The sequence below is a fragment of the Pelomonas sp. Root405 genome, assembly GCF_001425165.1.
GTDB lineage: Bacteria > Pseudomonadota > Gammaproteobacteria > Burkholderiales > Burkholderiaceae_C > Pelomonas.
Genome location: NZ_LMDU01000016.1, coordinates 294439 through 320868 on the forward strand (window position 1 = coordinate 294439; position 26430 = coordinate 320868).

The window sequence follows — 26430 nt, forward strand, 5'->3', positions numbered from 1 at the left end:
TCGCCAACGTGGCCAGCTCATGCGGCACAAGGTGTCAAACAAGAGCTGACAGCGCCTGCTCGATGTCTGCCATGAGGTCGGCACCGTCTTCCAGGCCGATGGCAAAGCGCACGAGCGTGCCACCGTCAAAGGGCAGCGGCAGATTGCGGCTGTGGCCCATGTCGTAGGGCACGGCCAGGCTCATCGGGCCGGCCCACGAGTAGCCGATGCCGAACAGCTGCAAGGCATCGACGAAGGCGTCCACCTGTGCAGCGCTGTACTCGGGCTTGAAGACAGCCGAGAACAGGCAGGCAGCGCCTGCGCCACCGACAGCCAGCCAATGCTCGTGCCCCGGCGAATCCGGCAACGCGGGATGGAAGACGTGCGCCACCTCTGGCCGGGCGGCCATCCAGCTCGCCAGCTCGCGTGTGACGCGGTCCTGCGCCTCGTAGCGCAGTTGAAGCGTCGGCAGGCCGCGCAGCACCAGTTCCACGTCGTTCTGGCCCAGGCCGTAGCCCAGGTGCTCATGCGCATGGTTCAACTTGTCGTGCAACTTGCGGTCGCGCGTGCAGACCGAACCCATCAGCACGTCGGCACCGCCGCTGGGATATTTGGTCAGCGCCTGCATGACAATGTCGGCGCCCAAGCCCGGGTGTGTCGCCGGCGCCGGCTCGAAGCCGTTGAAGGCCAGACCCGCGCCCCAGGTGTTGTCCAGCGCCGTGGTGATGCCGCGCGCGCGGCAGGCCGCCAGCGTGCCGAGCAGGTCGGGGAACTCCAGCGTGATGGAACCCGCCGCCTCCAGCCAGACCAGTTTGGTGTTGTCGCGCAGCGCCGGCACCGTCAGCGGGTCGTAGAAGCGGTGCGTGACGCCCCATTGCGGCAGCCAGGACTCGGTGAGGTAGCGGTTCTGCCCGTAGACGTTGTCTGGCACCAGCACCTCGTCGCCTGGGCGCAGCACGGCCAGCGACGGCAGCGTCACGGCGGCCAGGCCGCTGGGCACGAGCAGGCAATGCTCGGCGTGCTCCAGCGTCGCGATGCGCGCGGCCAGCGTGTAGCTGGTCGGCGTGCCATGCAGGCCGTAACGGTAGGTCAGCCCGTCTCGTGGCCGCGGCTTGTGCAGGTCGGCCGTGTTCTTGAACAGCACGGTCGACGCCTTGGCCACCGGCACGGGCACCGCGTCCCAGCCTTCGGGCGCGCGGTAGGGGTGGTGGATCAATGTGGTGCTGAGTGCTTTCTTACTCATCAGACCAAGCTTGCCACGAGGTCATGTCCATCCGCCGCCACGACGCGCGCACGCACGAAGTCGCCCACCTTCATCGTCTTGCTGGCCTTCTCGGGCGGCAGGATCTTCACGGTGCCGTCAATCTCCGGCGCATCGGCGTAGGAGCGGCCGACGCCGCCCTTGCGGCCGAGGGCGGGCGCGGCGTCGACCAGCACCTGCAAGGTCTGCCCGACACGGCTTTGCAGCTTGGCGGCCGACACCTGTTCGGCCACCGCCATGAAGCGTGCGCGGCGCTCCTCGCGGACCTCCGTCGGCAGCGCGCCGGGAATGTCATTGGCGCTGGCGCCCTCCACGGGCGAATAGGCGAAACAACCCGCACGGTCGATCTTCGCTTCATGCATGAAATCCAGCAGATGCTGGAACTCGGCCTCGGTCTCGCCGGGAAAGCCGGCGATGAAGGTCGAGCGGATGACCAGCTCCGGGCAGCTCTCGCGCCAGCGCAAGATGCGCTCCATGTTCTTCTCACCATTGGCGGGGCGCTTCATGCGCTTGAGCACGTCCGGGTGGGAATGCTGAAAAGGCACGTCCAGATAGGGCAGCACCAGCCCCTCAGCCATCATCGGCAGCACGGCATCCACATGCGGATACGGGTAGACGTAGTGCAGGCGCACCCAGGCGCCGAAGGGCTTGGCGATCTCGCCGAGCTGGGCGACGAGGTCCAGCATGCGCGTCTTGACCGGCTTGCCATCCCAGAAGCCCATGCGGTACTTCACGTCCACCCCATAGGCCGAGGTGTCCTGGCTGATGACCAGCAACTCCTTCACGCCGCTTTCGAACAGCGCGCGGGCCTCGTTGAGCACGTCGCCGATCGGACGGGACACCAGGTCGCCGCGCATGCTCGGGATGATGCAGAAGGAACAGCGGTGGTTGCAGCCCTCGCTGATCTTCAGATAGGCGTAGTGCTTGGGCGTCAGCTTGACGCCGTAGCTGGGCACCAGGTCGACGAAGGGATCGTGGGGCTTGGGCACATGGATGTGCACCGCGTCCATGACCTCCTGGGTCGCATGCGGGCCCGTGACGGCCAGCACGCTCGGGTGCATCTCGCGCACCAGGCTGCCGGCATCGCTGCTGGCGGCGCCGGCCTTGGCGCCCAGGCAGCCGGTGACGATGACCTTGCCGTTCTTCGCCAGCGCCTCGCCGATGGTGTCCAGGCTCTCCTTGACCGCGTCGTCGATGAAGCCGCAGGTGTTGACGATCACCAGGTCGGCGCCGGCGAAGGTTTTGGAGGTTTCGTAGCCCTCGGCGCGCAGTTGCGTGAGGATGAGCTCGGAGTCGGTGAGGGCCTTGGGGCAGCCCAGCGACACAAAGCCGATCTTGGGCGCCGCGGCTGGCGCGGCGAGGGTGACAGGTTCATTCATCGCCGCATTTTCGGCGATGTCACCGCATCAGGGCTTTTTGGGGCCGGGCGGCGCGACAAAAGGGAAGATCACGCCGGCATTTTTCAGCTGTTCCTGCCACTGCGTCATCAGCGACTTGCTCTGCTCGGCGTAGCCGCCCATCAGGCCCGTCCAGGCCTCGGGCGTGAAGGGCATGCCGCCGGGCGTCTGCTCGGTGAAACGCTGCTGCATGTCGGTGAAGGCCTGCATCTGGCGCTCCAGCAAGCCGCCCATGACGCCCTGCATCGCATGACCGTACAGGCGGATGATCTGCGCCAGCGAGTTGGCCGAGAACATCGGCACGCCGCCAGTTTCCTCCTCCAGGATGATCTGCAGCAGGATGGCGCGGGTCAGGTCCTCGTGGGTCTTGGCGTCGTGCACCTCGAAGGCGGTGCCGTCCAGCACCATGGCCTTCACGTCGGCCAGCGTGATGTAGCTGCTGGTCTGGGTGTCGTAGAGGCGGCGGTTGGGGTACTTCTTGAGGATGCGCAGGCCGGGCGTGGCATCGCCGGCTTGGTCAGTCGTCGTTGCCGCTTTCTTGCGGGCAGTCGCCATGCGGGAATCTCCTGTGCAGTGCAGCAAATTCTGGCAGACGCCTGACGCCACCGTCGGACGGGTTTACCTTGAGCCTAGGGGGCCGAGGGCGATTGCAGCCGCGCCCTGCGTTCGCCTGCCGTCACCGCAGCGGCAGCCGCACGACCGCATCCAGGCCGGCGATGCGGTTGCCGTCGAGGCGGTTGCTCAGCTCGATCTGCCCGCCCAGCGAGTGCACCAGCGCCTGGCAGATCGCCAGACCCAGCCCGGAGCCGCCGCCGGACTCGCCGGCCGAGAAGGGCAGGAAGAGCCTGTCGCGCTGTTGTGGCGTCAGCCCCGGTCCGCCGTCGGCAATGACGAGCCGCGCCCAGCCGGCGTCCACGCTGAGCCCGATGTCCAGCCGCCCGCCGGCCGGCGTGTGCTGGATGGCGTTGTGAAGCAGGTTGCGCGTCAGCTCGCGCAGCGCCCATTCATGGCTGTCAATCGCGGCGGGCTCGGTGCGGATGTCGAAGTCCAGCCCCTGCTTGGCGATCAGCGGCGCCAGGTCCAGCGCCACGGCGCGGACGATTTCGGCCCAGTCCTGCGTCGGCATGGCCTCGCCCTGCTGGCGCATCTGCTCGGCGCGCGCCAGGGCCAGCATCTGGTTGGCAAGCTGGGTGGCGCGGGCCACCGTCGTGTCGATCTCGGCCAGCGCCTGCATGGGTTCCACGTCGCCCTGGCGGGCCGACTGCACCTGCACCTTCAGCACGGCCAGCGGCGTGCGCAGCTGGTGGGAGGCGTCGCGCACAAAGCGTTTCTGGTGCTCCAGCAGCCGGGCCTGGCGGGCCAGCGCGTCGTTGGTCGCGACGATCAGAGGCGCCAGCTCGGCTGGCATCTCCGGGGCCTGCAGTGGGCTGAGGTCCTCGGCGTCGCGGGCCTGCAGCGCCGCGCTGAGCTCGCGCACCGGCCGTGTCGCGCGCTGCACCACGGCCCAGACGACGATGGCGATGACAGCCAGCAGTGCCGCCTGCCGCCACACGGTGTGCAACAGCACCTGGCGCGCCAGGCTGCGGCGCAGATCCAGCGTCTCGGCGACCTGGATGGTGGCCAGGCCCATGCCGGTCTGCCCCGAGACAGGCTGCAGCAGCACGGCCATGCGCACCGGCTCGCCACGGAAACGGTCGTCGTAGAAGTCGACCAACGCGGCATACGCGCTCTGGTCGGGCAGCTTGCCCTGCCAGTCGGGCAGGTCCTCGTAGCCGGAGACCATCTCGCCCTTGAAGCCCCGAACCTTGAAGTAAAGACGGCTGCGGCTGTCGGTCTCGAAGGCCTCCAGCGCGGCATAGGGCACCGCCGCCACCAGGCGCGCCTGCTCGCCGCTGCCGTCCACGCCGAGCAGCTCGCCGATGGCCTTGGCCGAGGCCAGCAGCGTGCGGTCGTAGGCCGTGTCGACGGCGCGCAGCGTCTCGCGGTAGAGGCTGACCGTGTTGATGGCGATCAACAGGCCGACCGGCAGCAAGATGCCGAGCAGCAGCCGGCTGCGCATGGACACGCCCGCAAGGTATCCGCTCATGCTGGTGGCACGTTCATCATGCGGGTCGAGCGCCGGGCCGCTCCCAAGCCGGCCCGCGCTGGCGATGTGCATGCGGCTGGATGCCGCGTGCATCGCGGTCCCCGCCGGGGACCGACCAAGGTACTCCTTGGGCGAGGGGCTTCAGTCATCGGCTTGCAGCAGATAGCCGAGGCCGCGCAGCGTCACCAGCTTGGCGCCGCTCGCTGCGAGGCGCTTGCGCAGCCGGTAGGCCACCACCTCGATCGCGTCGGGCAGCGCGTCGGCGGCATCGGCAAACACCAGGTCGAAGAGCTTGTCCTTGGCCACCGCCTGGCCCGGCCGCACCAGCAGCGCACGCAGCAGCGCGGCCTCGCGCGGTGGCAGGTCCAGGGGCTGGTCATGGTGGTAGACGGCGCCGCTCTCCAGGTCGGCGCGCAGGCCGCAGAAGCTCGGCGCATCAAGCGGCTTGAAGCCCTCGCTCGCCTGCCCTTGCCGGCGCACCAGCGCACGGATGCGCGCCTCCAGCTCATCAAGGTCGAAGGGCTTGGGCAGGTAGTCGTCGGCCCCGGTGTTCAGGCCCAGGATCTTGTCGCCCAGCGTGCCGCGCGCCGTGATGATGATGACCGGCGTGGTCAGCCCTTCCGCCCGCGCCAGGCCCAGCACATCCAGGCCGTCCAGCCCCGGCATGGACAGGTCCAGCAACACGACGTCTGGCACGCTCGCGCGCCAGCGGCTCAGCGCCTTGGCGCCGTCGTCGCAGATGACGATGCGAAAGCCGCGCCGCTCGAAGGAGCGCTGCAGCGTGGTCTGCATCGCGGCGTTGTCTTCGATGACCAGCAGCTTCATGGGCCGGCAGGCTAGCACCGGGGTGGGCCGTTGCCGGAGCTGAGGTTTACCCCGACGGATTCGACAGCGGATTGACAGCCTCGCTGTCGAGCATGGACTTCCCAATCAATAAGACAGGAGACAAGCATGAACTTCCAAGTGAAGCTGCTCACCGCTGCCGCACTGGCGGCTGCATCGGCGCTGGCCGCGGCCCAGACCTCCAGCGTGACCATCTTCGGCGTGCTCGACGTCGGCGTGCAGCGACTGAAGAACGGCGACAAGACCCTGAACCTGGAAAGCATCGACGGCATGCAGACCAGCCGCCTGGGCTTCCGCGGCCGCGAGGACCTGGGCAACGGCCTGAGCGCCAGCTTCCACCTCGAAGGCGCCATCGGCCCCGACGTCGGCGCCGGCGGCGACTGGCGCCGCCGGGCGACGGTCAGCCTGGCCAGCAAGACCGCGGGCGAGCTGCGCCTGGGCCGCGACTACACCCCCACCTTCTGGAGCATCAGCCGCTTCAACGCCTTCGGCACCAACGGCGTCGGCGCAGCCAGCAACCTGGTCTACGGCTTCGACGGCGTGTCGGGCACGTCCAAGACGGTGATCCGCTCGGACAACTCGGTCGGCTACTTCCTCCCCGACGGCCTGGGCGGCGTCTACGGCCAGGCCATGGTTGCCGCCGGCGAGGGCACGACCGGCCGCTACGTCGGCGGGCGCATCGGCTATGCAGGCAACGGCGTGGACGTCGCCGTGGCGGTGTCGGAGACGGTCAACACGAATGGCGGCGACAAGTTCAAGGTCACCAACCTGGGCGGCAGCTACACGATGGGCGCCTTGAAGCTGCTGGGCTTGGTGCACATCAGCAAGCTGACGACGCGCGAGCAGAAGAACTACGTCGTCGGCGCGCATTACGCCGTCGGCTCCGGTCTGATCCGCGCCAGCTTCGTCAACGCGCATTCCAGCAACAGCGCCAACGGCCAGGACTACACGGGCAAGCTCTACGCCATCGGCTATGTGCACAACCTGTCCAAGCGCACCTCGCTCTACACGACGCTGTCGAAGGTGAACAATAGCTCGACCGGCCGCTTCCTGATCCCTGGCGGTTCGACGATCACGCCCGGACAGGGTTCGAGTGGCGTCGAGGCCGGCATCTATCACTCGTTCTAATCTTCAAGACGACACGGAGACAACCATGCGTCGCGACACATTCCTGAAGTCCCTCGCGGCCCTCGCCGCCACCGGTGGTTTGCCCCTGGCGGCGGAGGCGGCCGGGGTGCCCATGAAACTGATGATTCCCGCCAACCCGGGTGGCGGCTGGGACACCACCGGCCGCGCCTTCGGCAAGGCGCTGCAGGACGCGGGCGCCGCGTCCTCGGTGCAGTACGAGAACAAGGGCGGCGCGGCCGGCGCCCTGGGGCTGGCCCAGTTCGTCAACGCCAGCAAGGGCGACCCGAACGCGCTGCTCGTCATGGGCGCCGTGATGCTGGGCGGGATCATCACCGGCAAGCCGCCGGTGAGCCTGTCGCAGGCCACGCCGATTGCGCGGCTGATCAGCGAATACAACGTCTTCGTCGTGCATGCGGCCTCACCGTTGAAAACGATGAAGGACGTCGTCGAGCAGCTCAAGAAAGACCCCGGCAGCGTCAAGTGGGGCGGCGGCTCGCGCGGCGCCACCGAGCACATCGCCGCGGCCATGATCGCCCGTGACGTGGGCGTGGACGCGGCCAAGATCAATTACGTGCCCTTCCGCGGCGGCGGCGAGGCGACAGCCGCCATCCTGGGCGGCAACGTCACCATCGGCGGCAGCGGCTTCAGCGAGTTCCAGCCCTACCTGGAGAGCGGCAAGATGCGCGCGATTGCCGTCACGTCACCCGCTCGCATCAAGGGCCTGGACGCACCGACGCTGAAGGAACTTGGCATCAACGTCGAGATCGGCAACTGGCGCGGCGTTTACGCGCCACCGGGCATCAGCGCCGAGCAGCGCAAGGCGCTGACCGACGCGGTCGTGCAGGCGACCAAAAGCAAGAGCTGGGCAGAGTCCATTGCGAAGAACGGCTGGACGCCAGCGCTGCTGGCAGGGCCCGAGTTCGACACCTTCGTCGACCGCGAGTTCGCGACGCTGCGGGCTGTCATGGTCAAGTCCGGGATGATTTGAGCCCCTCGCCCAGTCTTGCTTCGGCTGAACGCCGGCAAGCCTGGTCGGTCCCCCGAGGGGACGGCGATGCTTGGCGGATCGACCGCCAAGCACATCGCCAAATGGGCCGGCTTGGGAGCGGCCCGGCGCTCGGCCCGAAATCAACACGGAGATGCCCTCGATGAGCAGTCCTTCTTCTACGCAGAGCCAGTCAGTGGTGGGCATCGGCGTCCTGCTCATCGGTGCCGTGATGGCCTGGGGCGCCACGTTCATCCCGTCGGAGGCCGGCTATGCCGGCGTCGGCCCCAACGCCCTGCCCTGGCTGGTGTCGGTCGTGCTGATGATCTGCGGCGCCTGGCTGGTGTATGAGGCGCGCAGCGGCGGCTATCGCGAGCTGGAAGCGCCCTCGGGTGCCGCCGGCGGCGACTGGCGGGCAGTGGCGTGGGTGGTGGCCGGCGTCGTGGCCAACGCCAGCCTGATCACGACCATCGGCTTCATCCTGTCCTGCGCGCTGTGCTTTGCACTCGCCGTGCGCGGCCTGCGCATGGCAGAGGGCAAGGCCGGCGGCGGGCTGCGGCGCAGCCTGAACGACCTGCTGACCGGTATCGCGATCTCGGCGCCGGTGTTCTGGATGTTCAGCAAGCTGCTGGCCATCAACCTGCCCGGGCTGACGTCCACCGGCTGGCTGTAAACAAGGCATCCCATGCTCGACCTCTGGAACCAACTGATGGGCGGCTTTGCCACCGCCGGCACGCCCGTCAATCTTTTGTGGGCCTTCCTCGGCTGCGTGATCGGCACCGCCATCGGCGTGCTGCCCGGCCTGGGCCCCGCGGTGACGGTGGCCATGCTGCTGCCCATCACCACGCAGGTCGAGCCCACGGCCTCGATGATCTTCTTCGCCGGCATCTATTACGGCGCGATGTATGGCGGCTCGACGACCTCCATTCTGCTCAACACGCCCGGCGAGACCGGCACGATGGTGACGGCGCTGGAGGGCTTCAAGATGGCCAAGAGCGGCCGCGCCGGTGCCGCGCTGGCCACGGCGGCCATCGGCTCCTTCGTGGCGGGCACCATCGCCACGGTGCTGGTCACGCTGTTCGCGCCCGTGGTGGCCGACTTCGCCGTGACGCTGGGCCCGCCGGAATACTTCCTGCTGATGCTGCTGGCCTTCACCACCGTCAGCGCGGTGCTGGGCAAGAGCACGCTGCGCGGCATGACGTCGCTCTTCATCGGCCTGGGCCTGGGCCTGGTCGGGCTGGACCAGATCACCGGCCAGGTGCGCTACACCGCGGGCGTGCCCGAATTCATGGACGGCATCGAGACCGTGCTGGTCGCCGTCGGCCTGTTCGCCGTCGGCGAGACGCTCTACATGGCGCTCTACGAAGGCCGCAGCAAGGCCGAGATCAACAAGCTCAGCAGCGTGCACATGACCAAGAAGGAATGGAAGCGCTCCATCCCCGCCTGGCTGCGCGGCACGGTCATCGGCTTTCCCTTCGGCACCATTCCGGCGGGTGGCTCCGAGATCCCGACCTTCCTCAGCTACGCAACGGAGCGCAAGCTCAGCGACCACAAGGATGAGTTCGGCACCACGGGCGCCATCGAGGGCGTGGCCGGCCCGGAGGCCGCCAACAACGCCGCCGTGACGGCCACGCTGGTACCGCTGCTGACCCTGGGCATCCCGACCTCGGTGACGGCGGCCATCCTGCTCAGCGCGCTGCAGAACTACGGCATCCAGGCCGGCCCGCAACTGTTCACGACCTCGTCGACGCTGGTCTGGGCGCTGATCGCCTCGCTCTACATCGGCAACGTGATGCTGCTGGTGCTGAACCTGCCGCTCGTGGGCCTGTGGGTGAAGCTGCTGAAGATCCCCAAGCCGCAGCTCTATGCGGGCATCCTGATCTTCGCGACCGTCGGCGTCTACGGCATGCGGCAGAGCGCCTTCGACCTCTTCCTGATGCTGGGGCTGGGGCTGATGGGCGTTGTCATGCGGCGCTTCGACTTCCCGACCGCGCCCGTCGTCGTCGGCATGATCCTCGGGCCCCTGGCCGAGGCCCAGGGTCGCAATGCCCTGTCCATCGGCAGCGGCAACTGGGGCGTGTTCGTCGAGCGGCCGCTGTCGCTGGGCCTGCTGGCGGTGCTGGCCGCCGTGCTGGTGCTGCCCCGCCTGTGGCGCTGGCGCACGGCGGTGCGCGGGTAGGACCCATCAGCCCGCACGCCATAACAGGTTTCGGCCCACCGTGCGGCCTACAAGCCGGTTATCGCAGGCCAATGTTCTCCGCCCGAACCGTGGGCAAGTCTGTTGATAACTGCGCTGACTGGCGGCTAAGCCGTTGTTCTCAAAGGGCGGGCATCCCGGTGCCCTAAAACAAGGCAGGCCGCGCAGAGCCGGCGCCCCGGCTTCTAACCGGAGGCGCGGATCAGGTTCACCGGCACCGGCTGGCGCCCGTCCAGGATGTCGGTCGTCACCTCGCGCAGCACGACGACGGCGTGCGTCCGCTGCCAGGATTCCCATAGCGCGGCCACATCGGGATCGACGCCGGGTGAGCCGCTGAGCGCATAGGTGCGGCCGGTCTTGGTGGTGACTTCCTCGGTGTCCGCGTGCACAAAGGCAACCGCCGACGACACCTTGGCGCAGTGCTCCTCGACCAGGTAGCCCACCAGATGCCAGGTCGGCGCGTCGTAGTTTGGCACCTGTACTTCCCAGGCCCGCCACCGGACGAGCACGATCCTGGGTTCCTGAGAGAACGGCGTGGAAATCCAGAAACTCATGCCTGCCTTGCCGGGTCGCTCGGGGCGGCTAGCCAGCCTTGGGCTGGGCGTGGACCGGCGCTCGATGACAGACCCACGATGCTGCACGCGAGCGACCGAAGGCACGGCGCCACAGCGGACGCGGCACGGCGCGCTGGCCGACCAGCGCTGGGTCCGACTCGCCGAACCAGTTCGGCACTGCAAATCTGAAGGGGTATCTCATACCGGCGGCTCGACTCGCACGACCTTGTGCGCTAACGCAACGATGCAATGACGCTGCGCCTGCCAATGTAGGACGTTGTGCCGCTTACATGACGGCTGTTGTGAATCTGGACGAGGTAAAGAATTCCGTTCCGGGCCGCTGTTACAGCAGCAGCCGCTGCCGGCGGTCGGCCCGCCGATTGCCCGTTAGTCGCCCGCCACATGCCCCGATTGCCCGCACACTGGCACACCGCTCATGGCAGAGATACCCATGCAAAGTTTTGGCTTCGACAACACCTACGCCCGCGAACTGCCGGGCACCTACGCGCCCGGCAAGCCCGCCACGGCGCCCGCGCCGCGGCTGCTGTTCGCCAATCTCGCGCTGGCCGAGGAACTCGGCCTGCCGGCCGAGGTGCTGCAAGGCCCCGATGCCGCGGCGCTGTTTGCCGGCAATCTGCTGCCGCCCGACGCCGAGCCCATCGCCCAGGCCTATGCCGGGCACCAGTTCGGCGGCTTTTCGCCGCAGCTGGGCGACGGCCGCGCGCTGCTGCTGGGCGAGCTGATCGACCGCGCCGGCCAGCGCCGCGACATCGCCTTCAAGGGGTCGGGCCGAACACCTTTCTCGCGCGGCGGCGACGGCAAGGCCGCCGTCGGCCCGATGCTGCGCGAGGTGCTGATGGGCGAGGCCATGCACGCCCTGGGCATTCGGACGACGCGGGCCCTGGCCGTGGCGGCCACCGGTGAGCTGGTGCGCCGGGAGACCGCGCTACCGGGGGCCGTGCTGACCCGCGTGGCCGCCAGCCACCTGCGCGTGGGCAGCTTCCAGTTCTTCGCGGCGCGCGGCGAACTCGACATGCTGGGCCGCCTGGCCGACTACACCATCGCGCGCCACGACCCCGACCTCATCGGCGCGCCTGATCGTCAACTGGGCTTCCTGCGCGCGGTGGCCGAGCGCCAGGCGCGGCTGGTGGCGCAATGGCTGAACGTGGGCTTCATCCACGGCGTGATGAACACCGACAACATGGCGCTGTCGGGCGAGACCATCGACTACGGCCCCTGCGCCTTCATGGAAGCCTACGACCCGGCCGCCGTGTTCAGCAGCATCGACCACAACGGCCGCTACGCCTATGCCAACCAGCCGGCCATCGCGCACTGGAATCTCGCGCGCTTTGCTGAAACCCTGCTGCCACTGATGGCAGACGCCGACGACGAGCCGGCCATCGAGCGCGCGGTGGCCGACGCCATGGAAGTCATCGACGCCTTCCCCACAGCGCTGGACGGCGCGTTGCTGGCAGGCCAGCGACACAAGCTCGGCCTTTTTGCTGCAACACCAGCCGATGACGCGGCCGACGCCGCGCTGGCAGCCGACTGGCTCACGCTGCTGCACACCCAGGCGGTCGACTTCACGCTGGCCTGGCGCCTGCTGGCGTCCGCCGCCGAAGGGCAGCCCGAGCCGCTGCGGGACCGCTTCGCCGACCGCGCCGCGCTGGACGCATGGCTGGCACGCTGGCAGGCGCGCTGCGCAAGCGACGGCATGCCGGGCGCCGAGCGCGCACAGCGCATGCGCCGCGCCAGCCCGGCCATCATCCCGCGCAACCACCTCGTCGAAGAAGCGCTGGCCGCCGCCACCGCGGGCGACCTGGCGCCCTTCGAAGCGCTGCTGGCCGTGCTGCGCAACCCCTGGGATGAAGCCGCCCTGCTGACCCGCTATGCGGCACCCGCCGCGACGGACGTGACCGCGGGATATCGCACCTTCTGCGGCACCTGAGCCGCCGCGAGTCGCTACGCCCCCTCGGGGGGTGAGGGGTGTGCGTGCATCGGCAGGCCGGCGCGTCGCGCTGCACTGTCGATGGCTGCAAGCACCTCCCGCGTGGCCGTGTGATGAACCATGTGCCCGGCGCCCGGCACCGTCGTCAACAGGGCGTTGGGAATGCGCCTTGCCGCGCGACGGGAGTGCCAGTTCGTCATGACCAGATGGTCGCTTTCGCCCGCCACCACGACGACCGGCAAAGCCACGGCCTTCTCGCGAGGCAGCAGCCGCGTCGCCTGCCACTGCATCATGGCGGACTCGGCCGCGCTGGCCTTCAAGGTCAGCGGCCGCAGAGACAGCCACACCGGATAGCCCCTGCGGAAGCGTTCAGGCACGGGGGCCGGCGCGAACACGCGCTTCAGCATGAGCGGCCAGATCAGCCGCCCGATCAGCGGCGACAGCGTGTGGCGCATCAAGGTGCCGATGACAGGCAGCGCCGGCAGAGACGTCAGCAGCGTGTCAAGCCGCAGGCTGGGGGTGAAGTAGCCGGACGCCAGCACCGCCGCGCGCACGGCTTCCGGCTCGCGCAGCGCCATGGCCAGCGCCACCAGCGAGCCCCAGCTGTGCCCCATCACGATGGGCTGGCGCACCTGCAGCAGCCGCAGCGCATGCAGGAACAGCCCCGCCTGCGCGTCGGGCGTGAAGGCGCGATGAGCTGGCCGCGCGCTATGACCGTAGCCGGGGCGGTCAAACACGTAGACGCAGTAACGCTCGGACGCCGCCTCCACCAGGCCGCTCAATGCCATCTCGTCGGCCGAACCGCCGTTGCCGTGCAGCAGCACCAGCGGCGGGTTGCTGGTCTGGCCGTGCACGGTGACGTGCAGGCGCACGTCGTCGACAAGCACGAAGCTGCCACGGGCCGGGTGTCTGGCCTGGGCGCGTCGCACCATGCGGCGCGACACCCAGGCGGAGGCGCCGAGCAGGGCAGCTGCACCGAGCAGCAGGGGCCAGGCCGAGGCCCTGGCAGGAGGTGGTGTTGAGGGCAGGCGGTACATCGGGCAGTTCCTTGCAGCTGAGCAGCGCTTCGCGGCAAAGACCGTTCCCAGTCCGCGTTTTGCGGGCGATTGCGAGCCTGATGCGAACCCCGGGTCGGCTCGGATACGGTGTGAGAATCCCTCTAACGCCACAACACGTCGGCTCAGCCGACGCCGCGATGCCACAGCACATTGCCGTTGTCGATGACGAGTCGGCCATCACCGAACTGCTGGCCCACTACTTCGCGGGCCACGGCTTTCGTGTGACGCAGCGCCATTCGGGCCGCGACCTGATGGCGCTGATGGCCAGCGACCCGCCCGAGCTGGTGCTGCTGGATCTGGGGCTGCCCGGCGAGGACGGGTTCGTGATCGCCAGGCAGCTGCGTGAACATTGGCGCTGCGGTCTGGTCATCATCACCGGCCGGGGCGACGCCGTCGACAAGGTCGTGGGCCTGGAGATCGGCGCCGACGACTACGTCACCAAGCCCTTCGACCTGCGCGAGCTGGTCGCACGCGTCAAGGCCGTGCTGCGGCGCGTCGCGCCGGCCGCATCTGCGCCGGCTGCCCCGGCCGCTGCGGCGGCCCCGCCGGCCGGCGGCCATTGCGTGGGCTTTCTGGGCTGGCAGCTGGACCTGGCCGCCCGCCGCCTGGACGGGCCTGATGGCAACGAGGTGCGCCTGACGACCGGCGAGTTCGAATTGCTGGCCACGCTCGTTCAGAACCCGGGGCGCGTGCTGTCGCGCGACTTCCTGCTGGAGCAGACGCGCGGCCGCGAGGCGGCGCCTTTCGACCGCACGATCGACGTCCAGATCGGGCGGCTGCGCAAAAAGCTGGAAGCGGATGCCGAGAATCCGCAGATCATCAAGTCGGTGCGCGGCGCCGGCTACATCTTCATCCCGCCGGTCACGCCGGCCAAGGCGGTGCCGTGACGACATCAGCCCCCAATGAGCCGACGAGCGCCGTGGACGACCTGACCGTCTACCGCTCGCTGTTCTCCGCCTACCCCGACGCGCTGCTGCTGGTGGACGCTGACGGCCGCATCGTGCTGGCCAACCCGGCCGCTACCAAGCTGCTGGGCTATTCCATCGACGAGCTGATGCGCCTGGGCGTGGACGAGCTGGTGCCCGACAGCATTCGCCCACGCCATGCCGCCTACCGGCAGGCCTACGGCGGCGCGCCGCGTTCGCGGCCGATGGGCACGCAGATGGAGCTGGTCGCCAAGCGGCGCGACGGCAGCGAGGTCATGGTCGAGATCGCCCTGAGCCCGCTGCAGAACCAGGGCCTGCCCTTCGTCGTGGCGGCCATCCGCGACATCGGCGCCTATCCGCGCGTGCGGCAGGCACTGCAGCGCGCCCGGCACAGCGAGCACCTGGCGCAGCTTGGCCGCATCGCTGTCGACGAGCGCGACCCGCAGCAATTGCTGATGCAGGGCCCGGCCATCGCGGCCCAGGCCCTCGAAGTCGATTTCGCCAGCGTGCTGCTGATGGAAGCTAACCGGCTGGAGTTCAAGGTGGTGGGCTGCTTTGGCGAGATTGCCGGTGCGCAGGTCGGCACGCGCATGGCCAACCGCCCGGACACGCCTGCCGGCCATGTGCTGTCGGCCGCCCGCCCGGTCGTCGTCGACGACCTGGGCCAGGAGGGCGGTTTCGAAGTGCCGCAGGTCTATCTCGACGCGGGCATCGTCAGCATGCTGGCCGTGCCGCTGTCCGACCGCGGCCGCATGGTGGGCGTGCTGGCGGTGCAGTCGCGCAGTGCCCGGCAGTTCAGCCAGGACGAGACACGCTTTCTCGAATCGATGGCCAACCTGCTGGCCACCTGCCTGCAGCGCGCCCAGAGCGAGGAAGCCCTCAACCACGCCCAGCGCCTGGAGAGCGTAGGCCAGTTGACCGGCGGCATCGCCCACGACTTCAACAACCTGCTGACCGTCATCCAGGGCAATCTGCAGGTGCTGGAGGAACTGCCGGCGCTGGCGAATGCGGAGTTCGCCCAGCAGCTCGTCAGCGCCGCCACGCGCGCCTCGCGCCGCGGCGCTGAGCTGACGGGCAAGCTGCTGGCCTTCTCGCGCCGCCAGGTGCTGCAGCCCACCGCCGTCGACGTGGGGGCGCTGCTGCAGTCACTGTCGGACATGCTGCGCCGCACGCTGGACCAGCGCATCGCGATCAGCGTCGAGCTGCCCGACGGTTGCCCGGCCGCGCTGGCCGACCCCGGCCAGCTCGAAGCAGCCCTGCTCAACATCGCGATCAATGCCCGCGACGCCATGCCCGAGGGCGGCACGCTGCGCTTCACGGCCGCGCTGGCCGGCACGCTGCCGGCCGAGGTCCGGCGCGAGATCGACGACGCCAGCGCCCAGGACGAGCGCTTCGTGCGCATCGCCATCGCCGACACCGGCACCGGCATGCCCGAGGAAGTCAGGGAGCGCGCCTTCGAACCCTTCTTCACGACCAAGCAGGCCGGCCGCGGCACAGGCCTCGGGCTCAGCACCGTCTACGGCTTTGCCAAGCAGTCGCGCGGCGCGGTGGCCATCGAGTCGGCGCCGGGCGCCGGCACGACCATCTCGCTCTACCTGCCGCGCCCATGGACCGAACGGATCGACGCCGATGAGTCAGCGCGCGACGTTGACGTGGTCCCTGCCGGCTTGAAGGTGCTGTTGGTGGAAGACGATGCCGAAGTGCGCGCCGTGGCGCGGCAGTTCCTCGGCACGCTGGGCTGCCAAGTCACCGCCAGCCCCACCGGCGAACAGGCCTTGCTCCTGCTGACGCCGGAGGCCCGCTTCGACCTGCTGCTGACCGACATCGCACTGGGCGCCGGCATGCGCGGCACCGAGCTGGCGCGGCTGGCGCAGGCCCGCCAGCCCGGGCTGGCCGTGCTGCTGATGTCGGGTTTCTCGGCCGAGCTGCTCGACGCCGACCGCTACTCGCCACCGAGCTGGGAGCTGCTGCCCAAGCCTTACAGCCGTGGGCAGCTCGCACAGGCAATTGCGCGCGTGCTGGCGGCTGAAGGCAGTCCTAAGCCGCGCTGAGCTTCGCGGCGCGCCGCAGCGCGACCGCATCGGGCTGAGCCGCCGCGGCGGCCCGGCGCTCCAGCCGGAACACGCGCAGCGCCGCGCTCACCTCGTCGCACTGCGCCACCATCTGCTGCGCCGAGCCGGCCAGCTGCTCCACCAAGCCGGCGTTCTGCTGCGTGAAGCCGTCCATCTGCTGGATGACCTCGTGCATCTGCGAGATGCCCAGCAGCTGTTCCTGCGCGCCCCGGTCGATGTCGCCAATCATCACCGTGAAGCTCTCGACCGACTTCAGCGTCGTGTCGATGCTGGCGCTGGCGCTGCCAGTCTGGCGCTCGGCCGCCTGCACCTGCTCGGTGGAGGCCTGGATCAGCTGCTTGATCTCGCGGGCCGCGGTGGAGCTGCGCTGCGCCAGCGCACGCACCTCGCCCGCCACCACCGCAAAACCCCGGCCGTGCTCGCCCGCACGGGCCGACTCGACAGCGGCGTTGAGGGCCAGGATGTTGGTCTGAAAGGCGATGCTGTCGATGACTTGGATGATCTCGGCGATCTGCTGCGACGAGCGCGTGATGCCACCCATGGTGCCGGTGACCGAATGCACCACCTCGGCACTGCGCCGCGACACCTCGCTGAGTTCGCCGGCCACGCCACTGGCCTTGTGGGTCGTGTCGGTGCTCTGTCGCACGGTGGCGGTGATCTCCTCCATGCTGGCCGCCGCCTCCTCCAGGCTGGCCGCCTGCGACTCCGTGCGCTGGGCGAGGTCCTGGTTGCCCTGGGCGATCTCGCGGCTGACACGGTTCATCTGCTCAAGCTCGACACGCGTGTCCGCCACCAGCGAGCGGATGTTGACGGCCAGCTGCGCGAGCGCCCTCTCCAGCGCGCGGCTGTGGCGGCTGCCGCTGGGTTCGAGGTTGCGGCTGAGGTCGCCGGCGGCCAGCTGGTTGGCATAGCGCTCGACGTGGGCCAGGCCCTGGCCCTGGCGCTGCTGGGCCAGCGCCGCGGCCACGGCCGCAGCAAGCAGCACCGCCAAGCCTGAGAGCCAAGTGCCCTGGCCTGCGAGCATCAGACCCACGGCACCGATGGCGGCATAGCCCGGGGCCCGGCTCAGCCACGACAGCCGCGCCAGCGCGCCGGCCAGCCGCCCGCGCCAGTCGCGCCGCTGCAGCTGGCCGCCGTCGAGCGCATGCACCAGCTTGCCGGACCGCTGCTCGTCGCGCATGCGCGCATAGAGGGCCTCGGCGGCTTCGATCTGCGGCCGGCCGGCGCGCGAGCGCACCGACAGGAAGGCCACCGGCCGCCCTTCCTCCATCAGCGGCGTGACATTGGCCAGCACCCAGTAGTGGTCGCCATCCTTGCGGCGGTTCTTGACCAGCCCCGACCAGGGTCGGCCGGCGCCGACCGTGGCCCAGAGGTCGCGGAAGGCCTCGGGCGGCATGTCGGGGTGGCGGATCAGGTTGTGCGGCTGGCCCAGCAGCTCGTCGCGTGCAAAGCCGCTCGCGGCCACGAAGGCGGCATTGCAATGCAGGATGCGGCCCTTGAGGTCGGTGGTCGAGACCAGGTTCTGGTCGGTGGGAAGCAGGTATTCACGCTGGGTGACAGGCAGATTGCTGCGCATGATCTCTCCGGTAGTTTTGTTGGTTCCATGCGCCGGGGGCGGCCAGGCCGAGCTGAAGTGCATCGGCCGACATGGGCCGTGCGAAGTGGTAGCCCTGCATCTCGTCGCAGCCCTGCTGGCGCAGGTAGTCGCCTTGCTGCGCGGTCTCGACGCCCTCGGCAACCACGCGCAGGTTCAGCCGGTGCGCCAGCGCGATGACGGCGTCGACCAGCGCTTCGCCGTCGGGTTGGTCGCCGATGCGGCGGGTGAAGGACTGGTCGATCTTCAGAGCATCGATGGGGAACTGCTGCAGATAGGCCAGGCTGGAGTAGCCGGTGCCGAAGTCGTCGAGCGACAGCTTCACGCCCAGGGCCTTGAGCCGCTTGAGCATGGTGATCGCGGCGCCCGGCTCGACGATCAGCATGCCCTCGGTCATCTCGATCTCCAGCCACTGCGGGTGGACGCGGTGGCGCTGCAGGGCGCGCGCCACGACCTGGTCGAGGTCACCCGCCGCGAACTGCCGCGCCGCCACATTGACGGCCACGGGCACCACCGGCTGGCCGGCATCCTGCCAGGCGCGCACCTGGCGGCAGGCCTCGTCCACGACCCAGGCGCCAATGTCCAGGATCAGGCTGCTGCGCTCGGCCAGCGGGATGAACTGGGCCGGCGACACCAGCCCGCTGCCGCTGCGCTGCCAACGCAGCAGGGCCTCGGCGCCAACGATGGCGCCACTGCGCGCATCGACCTTGGGCTGGTAGTGCAGCAGCAGCTCCTGGCGCTCGATGGCGCGGCTCAGTGCCGCCTCCAGTTCCAGCCGGGTGCGGGCCTCTGCGTTCATGTCGCCCGTGTAGAAGCAGAATTGGTTGCGGCCCTGCTCCTTGGCGCGGTACATGGCGGCGTCGGCATCGCGCAGCAGTTCGACCGCCGTCGGGTGGCCCTGCTCGGGAAAGATGCTGATGCCGATGCTGGCCGTCAGGTAGGCCTCCTGCCCGCCCGACAGCACCATCGGCGCCGAGACGGCCGCCAGCAGGTGGCGCGCCAGCACGGCGACGCCGGCGCTGTCGGTGCTGCTCTCCAGGATCACCAAAAACTCATCGCCGCCCAGCCGGCCCAGGAAGTCCTCATGTCGCAGGCGCGCCTGCAGGCGGCCGGCCACGCAGACCAGCAGCTCGTCACCGGCCGGGTGCCCCAGGCTGTCGTTGACGGTCTTGAAGCCGTCAAGGTCGATGACCAGCAGTACCGCGCTGCACTCGCGCCGCTGCGCCCGTGCGAGCGTCGCTTCCAGCCGCTGCTGCAATTGCGCCCGGTTGGGCAGGCGCGTCAGCGGGTCATGGTGGAGCAGCCAGTCCGTCTGCGCCTCGCTGTTCTTGAGGCGGCTGATGTCGGTGAACACGCCCACGTAATGGGTGACCGCCGCGTTGTCGTCGCGCACGGCGCTGATCGTCAGCCACTCGGGGTAGGTCGTGCCGTCCTTGCGGCGATTCCAGATCTCGCCCTGCCAATGGCCGTCCATGCCGAGTGCGGCCCACATCTGCCGATAGAACGGCGCGCCATGTCGACCCGAGTGCAGCAGCTGTATGGTGGCGCCGATAGCCTCCTGGGCGGTGTAGCCGGTGATGGTCGTGAACGAAACGTTGACGGAACGGATGCAGCCCTGCGCGTCGGTGATGACGACCCCGTCGCGGATGTTCTCGAAGGCGGTGGCCCAATGGCGCAGATGTCGCTGCATGTCCTGCGAGAAGTGCAGCGATGCGGCGGCCTCCGCAGCTTTTTTCTGGGCGCGCAGGGCGATCATGTAGATCAAGCCGCTGGTGGCCAGCACGAACGCGATGCCCTTGCCCTGCCCGACTGCGAACAGCGTCGCTGCGTTGGGCACCGCCCATTGCAGCAGTCGGTCGGACACGACGATCCAGGTCAGCCCGAATGCTGCATAACCCATGGCGATGGGCGTGGCCGCGCTGTGAAGCATGTTTTTCATGGATCTTCTTCTCCCTGCTCTGATGTCCGCCTCGTGCGGGCGTTGGACAACTCAATGAAGGTCGCGTGCCGTGCGGCGCTGGACGAAGGCCTCCAGCGCATGGAAGTCCGGAATGCAGATGTCGCGGCGGCTGCGCTGGTTGAATGCGATCAGCCGCGCGCGGACCAACTTGGACAGCACGCGGCTGACCGTCTCCAGCGTCAGCCCCAGGTAATTGCCGATCTCGGCGCGGCTCAGGCGCAGGCTGAACTGGTCAGCTCTGAGGCCGCGCACGGCGAGTGAGTCGGCCCAGTAGTGCAGGAAGGCGACCACGCGCGCGTCGGCGGGCAGCGTGGAGATGGCCATGATCGATTCGCGGTCACGCATGATCTCGCTGCTCATCGCCTCGTGCACCATCTCCATCAGTGCGGGATGCGCAGCGCACGCACGCAGCAGGTCTTCGTAGCGCACCGACCAAACCTCGGCCGTGTCCATTGCCACGGCGTCGCAGGCATGGGCGTTGCGGGCGATGGCACCGAAGCCCAGCCAGTCGCCGCGGAACTTCAGGCCCACCACCTGCTCGCGGCCGTCGGCCGACACGCTGATGAGCTTGAAGAAGCCAGAGTTCAGCACGTGAAGGTGGGAGAAGGCCTCGCCCGAGCGGTAGATCACATCGCCTGCCTTCACGACGCGGCGCTTCGGGCCCAGCACCGTCTCGATCAACCGCAGCCGCTCGGCGATGCGCTGGCCGGCGCTCGTCGGCAGCGCGGCTGGCATGCCGAGGCCCGCGACGGCGGCGATGTCATGCCGCTTGGTGGTCGGGGTGGCGAGTTGTGCTGCGGTCGTCTGCATGGCGCTCTTTCGTGGTGTGTGGCTCGATGCAGTGCATGCTAGGAAGCCCACGCCAATGCCGTAGCAATGCGCCGCCTCAGTGCGTCGCGGTGCGTAACACTCGGTGAACGAACGGTCGCAGAAGTTCAGCACGGAACGAGATTCAAGCGGGTTGACGCTGATCAAGGCGAACGCAATGGCCTTCGCTACGCTGACGCCACATGTGTTCCCTTGCCCGTCATCGCGCCTTCAGCGCCGATCTCACCGCGCCTGAAACCGCCGCCGCGCTGGTGGCGCAGGCCTGCGCCCTGGCCGATCCAGATGCTCGGACGCTGAAGCCCCTGCACGGCAGGCGCCTGGCACTGCTGTCGCCCATGTCGGGCGATGAAGGTCAGCGCGACTTCAACGCCGCCGCCATCGCCTTGGGCGCGCAGGTGTCCCTCGTCGCGCCGGGGCTGGACGAAAGCAGCAGCGCGGCGCAGATCGACGCCGTGGCGGGGCTGCTCAGCCATCTCTACGACGCCGTCGAATGCCAGCACCTGCCCGAGACTCTCGTACGCCACATCGCCCGAAGCACGGGCATTCCTGTCTTCCTCGGGCTGGCCCTCCCCGGCCACCCGACCGCTGTCCTGGCCGGCCAGCTGGACGGCAGCCTGCCGCTGGCCGTCAGGCGAGGCTGCATCCTGCAGGCGGCCCTGCTGCTGGCCGTGAACCGGTGAGCAAGCGGCCCTGAGCCGTGCGTGGCCGCGGCGTCATGCCGTGCGGCGGCTCATGGTGATCACGTCCGGCTGGTCATGCCCGGCCTGGCGCTCGAAGCCCAGCGACGCCAGCAGATGCAGCATGGCGCCGTTCTCGTGCAGCACATGGCCGACGAGGCGCTGCGTGCCGCGCGCGACGGCATAGCCCAGCAGCGCCTGCATCAGCACGCGCCCCAAGCCCCGGCGCTTGAGGTCGCTGCGCACCATGACCGCAAATTCGGCGTCGATGTTGTCGGAGTCGCGCACCAGCCGCGCCACGCCCAGCGAGCAGGGCCCGTCGGCGCAGGCCTCGTCGACGATGACGAAGGCCATCTCGCGCTCGTAGTCGATCTGCGTCCAGCGGGCCAGATCGTCATGCGTCAGCGGATGCGGCGCCTGGAAGAAGCGCATGCGCAGGTCTTCGGGGCTGCAGGCCTCCAGGAAGGTGCGGTGCAAGGCCTCGTCCTCGGGCCGGATCGGCCGCATGCGCAGCGGCTGGCCCTGCCAGTACAGCGGGCGGTCCCATTCGGCGGGATAGGGCCGCACCGCAAAACGCGCCACGCCGGATGGCGCCAGCGCCGACAGGCGCAGTCGCGCATCCAGGGCGACGACGCCCTGTTCATCGGCCAACAGCGGATTGATGTCCAGCTCGGCCAGCTCGGGCAGGTCGGCCTGCATCTGCGCCACTGCGATCAGCGCGTCGCAGAGCGCGTCGATGCGCGCCGGCGGGTGGTCGCGGTAGCCGCCCAGCAGGCGCGCCACGCGGGTGCGGCCGATGAGGTCGCGCGCCAGCGTGCGGTTCAGCGGCGGCAGTGCCACGGCGCGGTCGCCCAGCACCTCCACCGCCGTGCCACCCTGACCGAACAGCAGCACCGGCCCAAAGATGGCGTCGATATGGGCGCCGACGATCAGCTCCTGCGCATGCGGCCGCCGCACCATGGCCTGCACGCTGAAGCCTTCGACGCGCGCCTCCGGCCGGGTGGCCTGCAGGTGGGCGAGCATTTGCTGCGCGGCCGTGCGCACGGCCGCTTCGCCGTGCAGGTCCAGGCGCACGCCGCCGGCGTCGGACTTGTGCAGGATGGCGGGCGACACCACTTTGAGCACCACGGGCCCGTCGATGCGACGCGCCGCGTCGGCCGCCGCATCGGGCGACGCCGCCACGCGCAAGGTCGCCACGACCGGGATGCCATAGGCGGCCAGCACCTCCTTGGCATCGACCTCGTCCAGCCATTCGCGGCCGGCGGCCAGTGCGGCGTCGACGACCCGTCGCGCGCGGGCCCGGTCGGGCTCGGCATTGCTGCTGGCCGACGGCGTCTGCCGCAGCGCCACCTGGTTGCACCGGTAGGTCTGCATCAGCGCAAAGGCGCGCACCGCCTCCTCGGGCGTGTCGTAGCTGGCGATGCCGGCGGCCTCGAAGATGCGCCGCGCCGGCGCCACCGTCTCGCCCCCCAGCCAGCAGCTCAGCACCCGCCCCGGGCGCGCCGCGATGAGAGGCGCGCAGGCCCGCGCGATGTCCTCGCTGGCGACGATGGCCGTCGGCGCGTGCACGACGAGCAGCGCGCCCGCCTCGGGCGCCGCCAGCAGGGCCGTCAGCGCGTCGACATAGCGCTGCACCGGCGCGTCGCCAATGATGTCGATGGGGTTGGCGTGCGACCAGTTGGCCGGCAGCACGGCGTTGAGCCGCTGCATCAGCGCGCAGCCCGGTCGCGCCAGCGTCACGCCGAGCGCGGCGGTGGCGTCGGCCACCATCACGCCCGCGCCGCCGCCGTTGGTCACGACCATCAGCTCGTCGCTGCGGTTGTCCCGAAAGCGCGCCAGCGTCTCCGCGGCGATGAAGAGGTCCTTCAGAGTGTCCACCCGCAGCATGCCGGCGCGCCGGATGACGGCGTCGAACACGATGTCCTCACCTGCCAGCGCACCGGTGTGCGAGGCCGCCGCCCGCATGCCCGCCGGCGCACGGCCGGCCTTGACGATGATGACCGGCTTGGCGCGCGCCGCCGCCCGCGCCGCCGACATGAACTTGCGCGGCGAGCTGATGGACTCCACGTAAAGCAGGATGGCGCGGGTGTGGCTGTCGGTGGCCAAGTGGTCCAGCAGATCGCCGAAGTCGACGTCGGCATGCTCGCCCAGCGAGACGAGGTGGGAGAAACCGATGCGCTCGGCATTGGCCCAGTCGAGCAAGGCCGTGACCAGCGCGCCGGACTGCGACACCAGGGCCAGCTCGCCGGGCAGCGCGGCCGCCTGCGTGAAGCTGGCGTTCAGCCCGATGTGCGGGCTGAGCAGGCCGATGCAGTTGGGGCCGAGCAGCCGTAGCATGTGCGGCCGTGCGGCGTCCAGCGCGGCCTGCTTTTGCTGCGGGCTCAGGCCGGCGGTCACGATGACGACGGCCCGCGTGCCGCGTTCGCCGAGCTGGCGCACGAGCGCGGCGATGCCGTGCGGCGGCGTGCACAGCACGGCCAGGTCGGGCGTGAAAGGCAGCTCGGCCACGTCGCGATAGCAAGGCGCGCCGTCCAGGCGCTGCACCCGCGGGTTCACCGGCGCCACCGGCCCCTTGAAACCGCCGGCAACCAGGTTGCGCCACACCGTCGTGCCGACGCGCCCGGGCTTGTCGGAGGCGCCGAAAACGGCCACGGACTGTGGCGTGAGCAGGCGGTCGAGGTGGCGTTGGGTCATCGGCACATCGTCGCGACAAGCGCGGGCCTGCGCCTTGCGCAGCATCAATCGGATGCGTGCGCCTTTGATCGAGCGCAAGTCGGTATCGCCAACGCAACCGCAGGATGGGCGGTGTTCGCGTGAAAGCCGGAGGTGCCCGAGATGGCTGCTGAATTCAAACATCTGCTGGTGGCCACCGACGGCTCCTTGTTGGCCGACGAGGCGATCAAGCTGGCGCTGCGCGTGGCCCCCGCTGCGCCGATGACCGCCTTGCTGGTGGTGCATGACTACGGCCTGCCCGAATACCTGCGGGCGGCATGCGGCCACCCGGTCGACGCCAAGGGCCTGCGCGAAGCCATCGTCACCGAGGGCCGGCAGCGGCTGAGCGAGGCCATCGCGCGGGCCGGCGGCGACGCCGGGCGCATCGCGCAGCGCGTGGTGCTGAGCGACCGCTCGCCCAGCCACGAGATCCTGGCAACGGCCGAACGCGAGGGCTGCGATCTCATCGTCATGGCGTCCCACGGCATGGGTGGCCGGCTTGCCGGCCTGCTGGGCAGCCAGTCGGCCGCCGTGCTGGCGCTGACCCGACTGCCGGTGCTGGTCGCGCGCTGAAACCCCGACGCCATGCCAAACCGCATCCTGCTCATCCTCGGCCACCCCGACGGCGCCCGGCGCCACCTCTGCCACGCGCTGGCCGACGCCTATGCCGACGGCGCGCGCGCCGCCGGCCACGCGGTGCGCGTGATAGACGTGGCGGCGCTGGACTTCCCGCTGCTGCGCAGCAAGGACGACTGGGACCACGGCAGTGCGCCCGCCGCACTGTTGCCGGCGCAGCAGGACATCCTCTGGGCCGGCCATGTCGTGCTGTTCTTCCCGTTGTGGCTGGGCGACATGCCGGCGCTGCTGAAGGGCTTCCTGGAACAGGTCGCCCGGCCAGGCTTTGCGCTTGGCAAGCCGGGCGAGGGCGGCCTGGGCGGCAAGCTGCTCAAGGGGCGCTCCGCGCGGGTGGTCGTCACGATGGGCATGCCGGCCCTGGTCTACCGCTGGTACTTCCGCGCCCACAGCCTGAAGTCGCTGGAGCGCAACATCCTCGGCTTCGTCGGCTTCGCACCGGTCCGCGAGACCCTGGTCGGCTCGGTCGAGGCGCTCGGCGAGGCCGGCGTCGCGAAGTGGCTGCGGCAGATGCGCCGCAGCGGCGCGAAAGCCGACTGAAGTTCAGGCGAAGCTCAACACCGCGCGGCCCTCGATGCGACCGTGGCGCAGGCCGTCGAGGATGCGGTTGATGTCTGCCAGCCGGTACGTCGTCGTGGTCGCATGCACGAGGCCTTCGGCGGCGAACTGCAGCGCTTCCGCGAGGTCCTGGCGCGTGCCGACGATGGAGCCGCGCACGGTCTTGGCGTTCAGCACGACATCGAAGATCGGCAACGCGAAGTCGCCTGGCGGCAGGCCGACCATGGACATGGTGCCGCGCTTGTGCAGCATGCCAAGCGATTGGCCGAAGGACTCGCGCGACACCGCGGTGACGAGGGCGCCGTGCACGCCGCGCAGCTGCTTTTGCAGCAGGGCTACCGGGTCCTCCTCGGCGGTGTTGATGCACAGCTCCGCGCCCAACTGGGCGGCGAGCTTGAGCTTGGCGCTGTCGATATCGACGGCGACGACGTGCAGGCCCATGGCACGCGCGTATTGCACGGCCAGGTGGCCCAGCCCGCCCACGCCGACGATGGCCACCCACTGGCCCGGGCGCACGTCCAGCACCTTCAGGCCCTTGTAGACCGTGACGCCGGCGCAGAGGATGGGGGCCAGTGCCTCGAACGAAGCGTTGGCCGGCAGATGGCCGACATAGGCCGGGTCGGCCAGCACGTATTCGGCAAAGCTGCCATTGACCGTGTAGCCCGTCATCTGCTGTTCGTCGCAGAGCGTCTCCCAGCTGGTCAGGCAATGCTCGCAATGGCCGCAGGCGGTGTGCAGCCAGGGCACGCCGACACGGTCGCCCGCGCGGATGCCCTTGACGCCCGCACCCAGCGCCGCCACGTGGCCGACGCCCTCGTGGCCTGGAATGAAGGGCAGCGGCGGCTTGACCGGCCAGTCGCCGTCGGCCGCATGCAGGTCGGTGTGGCAGACACCGCAGGCGGCAACCTTGACGAGGATCTGGCCGGGTGGCACATCCGGAATGGCCACCTCCTCCAGGCTGAGCGGTTCACGGTAGGCGCGGACGACAGCGGCCTTCATGGTGGGCATGGCAACTCCTTGGGGCGGGCAATGGG

At 69.5% G+C, this 26430-nt stretch carries 22 protein-coding genes; 10 read left to right on the forward strand and 12 right to left on the reverse strand.

The window, feature by feature from the left end; all coding sequences use genetic code 11:
• Window positions 1-34: 34 nt before the first annotated feature.
• The 5 genes from ASC81_RS24195 to ASC81_RS24215 form a co-directional block, all read right to left on the reverse strand.
• A complete protein-coding gene (locus ASC81_RS24195; RefSeq protein ID WP_056273254.1) occupies window positions 35-1222 on the reverse strand; it encodes a PLP-dependent transferase in 1188 nt (395 codons plus the stop codon).
• Window positions 1222-2619 carry a 30S ribosomal protein S12 methylthiotransferase RimO gene (gene rimO / locus ASC81_RS24200; protein WP_056273256.1) on the reverse strand — a complete coding sequence of 466 codons (1398 nt, stop codon included), beginning with the start codon at window positions 2617-2619 and terminating at the stop codon, window positions 1222-1224. The genes ASC81_RS24195 and rimO overlap by 1 nt, the downstream gene beginning before the upstream one ends.
• Before the next feature lie 27 nt (window positions 2620-2646).
• Window positions 2647-3192, reverse strand: a complete 546-nt coding sequence (phaR, locus tag ASC81_RS24205; protein ID WP_082536780.1) for a polyhydroxyalkanoate synthesis repressor PhaR — start codon at window positions 3190-3192, stop codon at window positions 2647-2649.
• 121 nt (window positions 3193-3313) lie between these two features.
• Window positions 3314-4723, reverse strand: coding sequence for a sensor histidine kinase (locus ASC81_RS24210; RefSeq protein ID WP_056273430.1), 1410 nt, complete (start codon window positions 4721-4723; stop codon window positions 3314-3316).
• Between the two features lie 141 nt (window positions 4724-4864).
• Window positions 4865-5548 carry a response regulator transcription factor gene (locus tag ASC81_RS24215; protein WP_056273258.1) on the reverse strand — a complete coding sequence of 228 codons (684 nt, stop codon included), beginning with the start codon at window positions 5546-5548 and terminating at the stop codon, window positions 4865-4867.
• 126 nt (window positions 5549-5674) lie between these two features.
• Between ASC81_RS24215 and ASC81_RS24220 the strand changes: the two genes are divergently transcribed.
• The 4 genes from ASC81_RS24220 to ASC81_RS24235 all read left to right on the forward strand — a co-directional run bounded on the left by ASC81_RS24220 (window position 5675) and on the right by ASC81_RS24235 (window position 9858).
• Complete coding sequence (locus ASC81_RS24220; RefSeq protein ID WP_056273261.1) at window positions 5675-6694, forward strand: porin; 1020 nt, start codon at window positions 5675-5677, stop codon at window positions 6692-6694.
• A 25-nt stretch (window positions 6695-6719) separates the two neighbouring features.
• Complete coding sequence (locus ASC81_RS24225) at window positions 6720-7682, forward strand: tripartite tricarboxylate transporter substrate binding protein (RefSeq protein ID WP_056273262.1); 963 nt, start codon at window positions 6720-6722, stop codon at window positions 7680-7682.
• A 151-nt stretch (window positions 7683-7833) separates the two neighbouring features.
• Window positions 7834-8352 (forward strand): tripartite tricarboxylate transporter TctB family protein, encoded by a 519-nt coding sequence (locus tag ASC81_RS24230; RefSeq protein WP_056273265.1) that lies wholly within the window; start codon window positions 7834-7836, stop codon window positions 8350-8352.
• Window positions 8353-8364: 12 nt separating this feature from the next.
• Entirely contained in the window at window positions 8365-9858 is a 1494-nt protein-coding gene (locus tag ASC81_RS24235; protein WP_056273268.1) for a tripartite tricarboxylate transporter permease, read from the forward strand.
• 203 nt (window positions 9859-10061) lie between these two features.
• Here the strand turns inward: ASC81_RS24235 and ASC81_RS24240 are convergent, their stop codons facing one another.
• Window positions 10062-10430, reverse strand: coding sequence for a hypothetical protein (locus tag ASC81_RS24240; RefSeq protein ID WP_156392405.1), 369 nt, complete (start codon window positions 10428-10430; stop codon window positions 10062-10064).
• A 436-nt stretch (window positions 10431-10866) separates the two neighbouring features.
• Here ASC81_RS24240 and ASC81_RS24245 point away from each other — a divergent pair, with 436 nt between their 5' ends.
• The gene (locus ASC81_RS24245) at window positions 10867-12378 is read left to right on the forward strand and encodes a YdiU family protein (RefSeq protein ID WP_082536781.1); all 1512 of its coding nucleotides are present in this window, start codon (window positions 10867-10869) and stop codon (window positions 12376-12378) included.
• Window positions 12379-12392: 14 nt separating this feature from the next.
• Here ASC81_RS24245 and ASC81_RS24250 read toward each other — a convergent pair whose 3' ends face one another.
• The gene (locus tag ASC81_RS24250) at window positions 12393-13415 is read right to left on the reverse strand and encodes an alpha/beta fold hydrolase (protein ID WP_056273278.1); all 1023 of its coding nucleotides are present in this window, start codon (window positions 13413-13415) and stop codon (window positions 12393-12395) included.
• A gap of 158 nt (window positions 13416-13573) precedes the next feature.
• Between ASC81_RS24250 and ASC81_RS24255 the strand changes: the two genes are divergently transcribed.
• A complete protein-coding gene (locus ASC81_RS24255; protein ID WP_056273280.1) occupies window positions 13574-14323 on the forward strand; it encodes a winged helix-turn-helix domain-containing protein in 750 nt (249 codons plus the stop codon).
• Window positions 14320-16413 (forward strand): PAS domain S-box protein, encoded by a 2094-nt coding sequence (locus tag ASC81_RS24260; protein WP_056273283.1) that lies wholly within the window; start codon window positions 14320-14322, stop codon window positions 16411-16413. Before ASC81_RS24255 ends, ASC81_RS24260 begins: the two co-directional genes overlap by 4 nt.
• Here the strand turns inward: ASC81_RS24260 and ASC81_RS24265 are convergent.
• Genes ASC81_RS24265 through ASC81_RS24275 form a run of 3 tightly spaced genes read right to left on the reverse strand, consistent with a single transcriptional unit; the run spans window position 16400 to window position 20798 of the window.
• Window positions 16400-18010 carry a methyl-accepting chemotaxis protein gene (locus ASC81_RS24265; protein ID WP_056273285.1) on the reverse strand — a complete coding sequence of 537 codons (1611 nt, stop codon included), beginning with the start codon at window positions 18008-18010 and terminating at the stop codon, window positions 16400-16402. The two genes, ASC81_RS24260 and ASC81_RS24265, sit on opposite strands and share 14 nt — an antisense overlap.
• Window positions 17979-19967: a bifunctional diguanylate cyclase/phosphodiesterase gene (locus tag ASC81_RS24270; RefSeq protein WP_082536782.1), complete on the reverse strand. Its 1989-nt coding sequence runs from the start codon at window positions 19965-19967 to the stop codon at window positions 17979-17981. The genes ASC81_RS24265 and ASC81_RS24270 overlap by 32 nt, the downstream gene beginning before the upstream one ends.
• Before the next feature lie 51 nt (window positions 19968-20018).
• Window positions 20019-20798: a Crp/Fnr family transcriptional regulator gene (locus ASC81_RS24275; RefSeq protein WP_235533758.1), complete on the reverse strand. Its 780-nt coding sequence runs from the start codon at window positions 20796-20798 to the stop codon at window positions 20019-20021.
• A 200-nt stretch (window positions 20799-20998) separates the two neighbouring features.
• Between ASC81_RS24275 and ASC81_RS24280 the strand changes: the two genes are divergently transcribed.
• On the forward strand, window positions 20999-21496 hold the full coding sequence (locus ASC81_RS24280) for a hypothetical protein (RefSeq protein ID WP_056273290.1): 498 nt from the start codon (window positions 20999-21001) through the stop codon (window positions 21494-21496).
• A 33-nt stretch (window positions 21497-21529) separates the two neighbouring features.
• Here ASC81_RS24280 and ASC81_RS24285 read toward each other — a convergent pair whose 3' ends face one another.
• On the reverse strand, window positions 21530-24187 hold the full coding sequence (locus tag ASC81_RS24285) for a bifunctional acetate--CoA ligase family protein/GNAT family N-acetyltransferase (protein WP_056273436.1): 2658 nt from the start codon (window positions 24185-24187) through the stop codon (window positions 21530-21532).
• A 141-nt stretch (window positions 24188-24328) separates the two neighbouring features.
• On the opposite strand from ASC81_RS24285, the gene ASC81_RS24290 reads away from it, so the two are divergent.
• On the forward strand, window positions 24329-24778 hold the full coding sequence (locus tag ASC81_RS24290; protein WP_056273292.1) for a universal stress protein: 450 nt from the start codon (window positions 24329-24331) through the stop codon (window positions 24776-24778).
• Between the two features lie 12 nt (window positions 24779-24790).
• Complete coding sequence (locus ASC81_RS24295) at window positions 24791-25378, forward strand: NAD(P)H-dependent oxidoreductase (protein ID WP_056273294.1); 588 nt, start codon at window positions 24791-24793, stop codon at window positions 25376-25378.
• A gap of 3 nt (window positions 25379-25381) precedes the next feature.
• Here ASC81_RS24295 and adhP read toward each other — a convergent pair whose 3' ends face one another.
• Entirely contained in the window at window positions 25382-26404 is a 1023-nt protein-coding gene (gene adhP, locus ASC81_RS24300; RefSeq protein WP_056273297.1) for an alcohol dehydrogenase AdhP, read from the reverse strand.
• Between the last annotated feature and the right edge of the window lie 26 nt (window positions 26405-26430).

Bases quoted from the DNA above. Each gene is read 5' to 3' on its own strand.
- ASC81_RS24195 (WP_056273254.1), bottom strand. From the start codon at position 1,222: ATGAGTAAGAAAGCACTCAGCACCACATTGATCCACCACCCCTACCGC.
- rimO (WP_056273256.1), bottom strand. From the start codon at position 2,619: ATGAATGAACCTGTCACCCTCGCCGCGCCAGCCGCGGCGCCCAAGATC.
- phaR (WP_082536780.1), bottom strand. From the start codon at position 3,192: ATGGCGACTGCCCGCAAGAAAGCGGCAACGACGACTGACCAAGCCGGC.
- ASC81_RS24210 (WP_056273430.1), bottom strand. From the start codon at position 4,723: ATGAGCGGATACCTTGCGGGCGTGTCCATGCGCAGCCGGCTGCTGCTC.
- ASC81_RS24215 (WP_056273258.1), bottom strand. From the start codon at position 5,548: ATGAAGCTGCTGGTCATCGAAGACAACGCCGCGATGCAGACCACGCTG.
- ASC81_RS24220 (WP_056273261.1), top strand. From the start codon at position 5,675: ATGAACTTCCAAGTGAAGCTGCTCACCGCTGCCGCACTGGCGGCTGCA.
- ASC81_RS24225 (WP_056273262.1), top strand. From the start codon at position 6,720: ATGCGTCGCGACACATTCCTGAAGTCCCTCGCGGCCCTCGCCGCCACC.
- ASC81_RS24230 (WP_056273265.1), top strand. From the start codon at position 7,834: ATGCCCTCGATGAGCAGTCCTTCTTCTACGCAGAGCCAGTCAGTGGTG.
- ASC81_RS24235 (WP_056273268.1), top strand. From the start codon at position 8,365: ATGCTCGACCTCTGGAACCAACTGATGGGCGGCTTTGCCACCGCCGGC.
- ASC81_RS24240 (WP_156392405.1), bottom strand. From the start codon at position 10,430: ATGAGTTTCTGGATTTCCACGCCGTTCTCTCAGGAACCCAGGATCGTG.
- ASC81_RS24245 (WP_082536781.1), top strand. From the start codon at position 10,867: ATGGCAGAGATACCCATGCAAAGTTTTGGCTTCGACAACACCTACGCC.
- ASC81_RS24250 (WP_056273278.1), bottom strand. From the start codon at position 13,415: ATGTACCGCCTGCCCTCAACACCACCTCCTGCCAGGGCCTCGGCCTGG.
- ASC81_RS24255 (WP_056273280.1), top strand. From the start codon at position 13,574: ATGCCACAGCACATTGCCGTTGTCGATGACGAGTCGGCCATCACCGAA.
- ASC81_RS24265 (WP_056273285.1), bottom strand. From the start codon at position 18,010: ATGCGCAGCAATCTGCCTGTCACCCAGCGTGAATACCTGCTTCCCACC.
- ASC81_RS24270 (WP_082536782.1), bottom strand. From the start codon at position 19,967: ATGAAAAACATGCTTCACAGCGCGGCCACGCCCATCGCCATGGGTTAT.
- ASC81_RS24275 (WP_235533758.1), bottom strand. From the start codon at position 20,798: ATGCAGACGACCGCAGCACAACTCGCCACCCCGACCACCAAGCGGCAT.
- ASC81_RS24280 (WP_056273290.1), top strand. From the start codon at position 20,999: ATGTGTTCCCTTGCCCGTCATCGCGCCTTCAGCGCCGATCTCACCGCG.
- ASC81_RS24285 (WP_056273436.1), bottom strand. From the start codon at position 24,187: ATGACCCAACGCCACCTCGACCGCCTGCTCACGCCACAGTCCGTGGCC.
- ASC81_RS24290 (WP_056273292.1), top strand. From the start codon at position 24,329: ATGGCTGCTGAATTCAAACATCTGCTGGTGGCCACCGACGGCTCCTTG.
- ASC81_RS24295 (WP_056273294.1), top strand. From the start codon at position 24,791: ATGCCAAACCGCATCCTGCTCATCCTCGGCCACCCCGACGGCGCCCGG.
- adhP (WP_056273297.1), bottom strand. From the start codon at position 26,404: ATGCCCACCATGAAGGCCGCTGTCGTCCGCGCCTACCGTGAACCGCTC.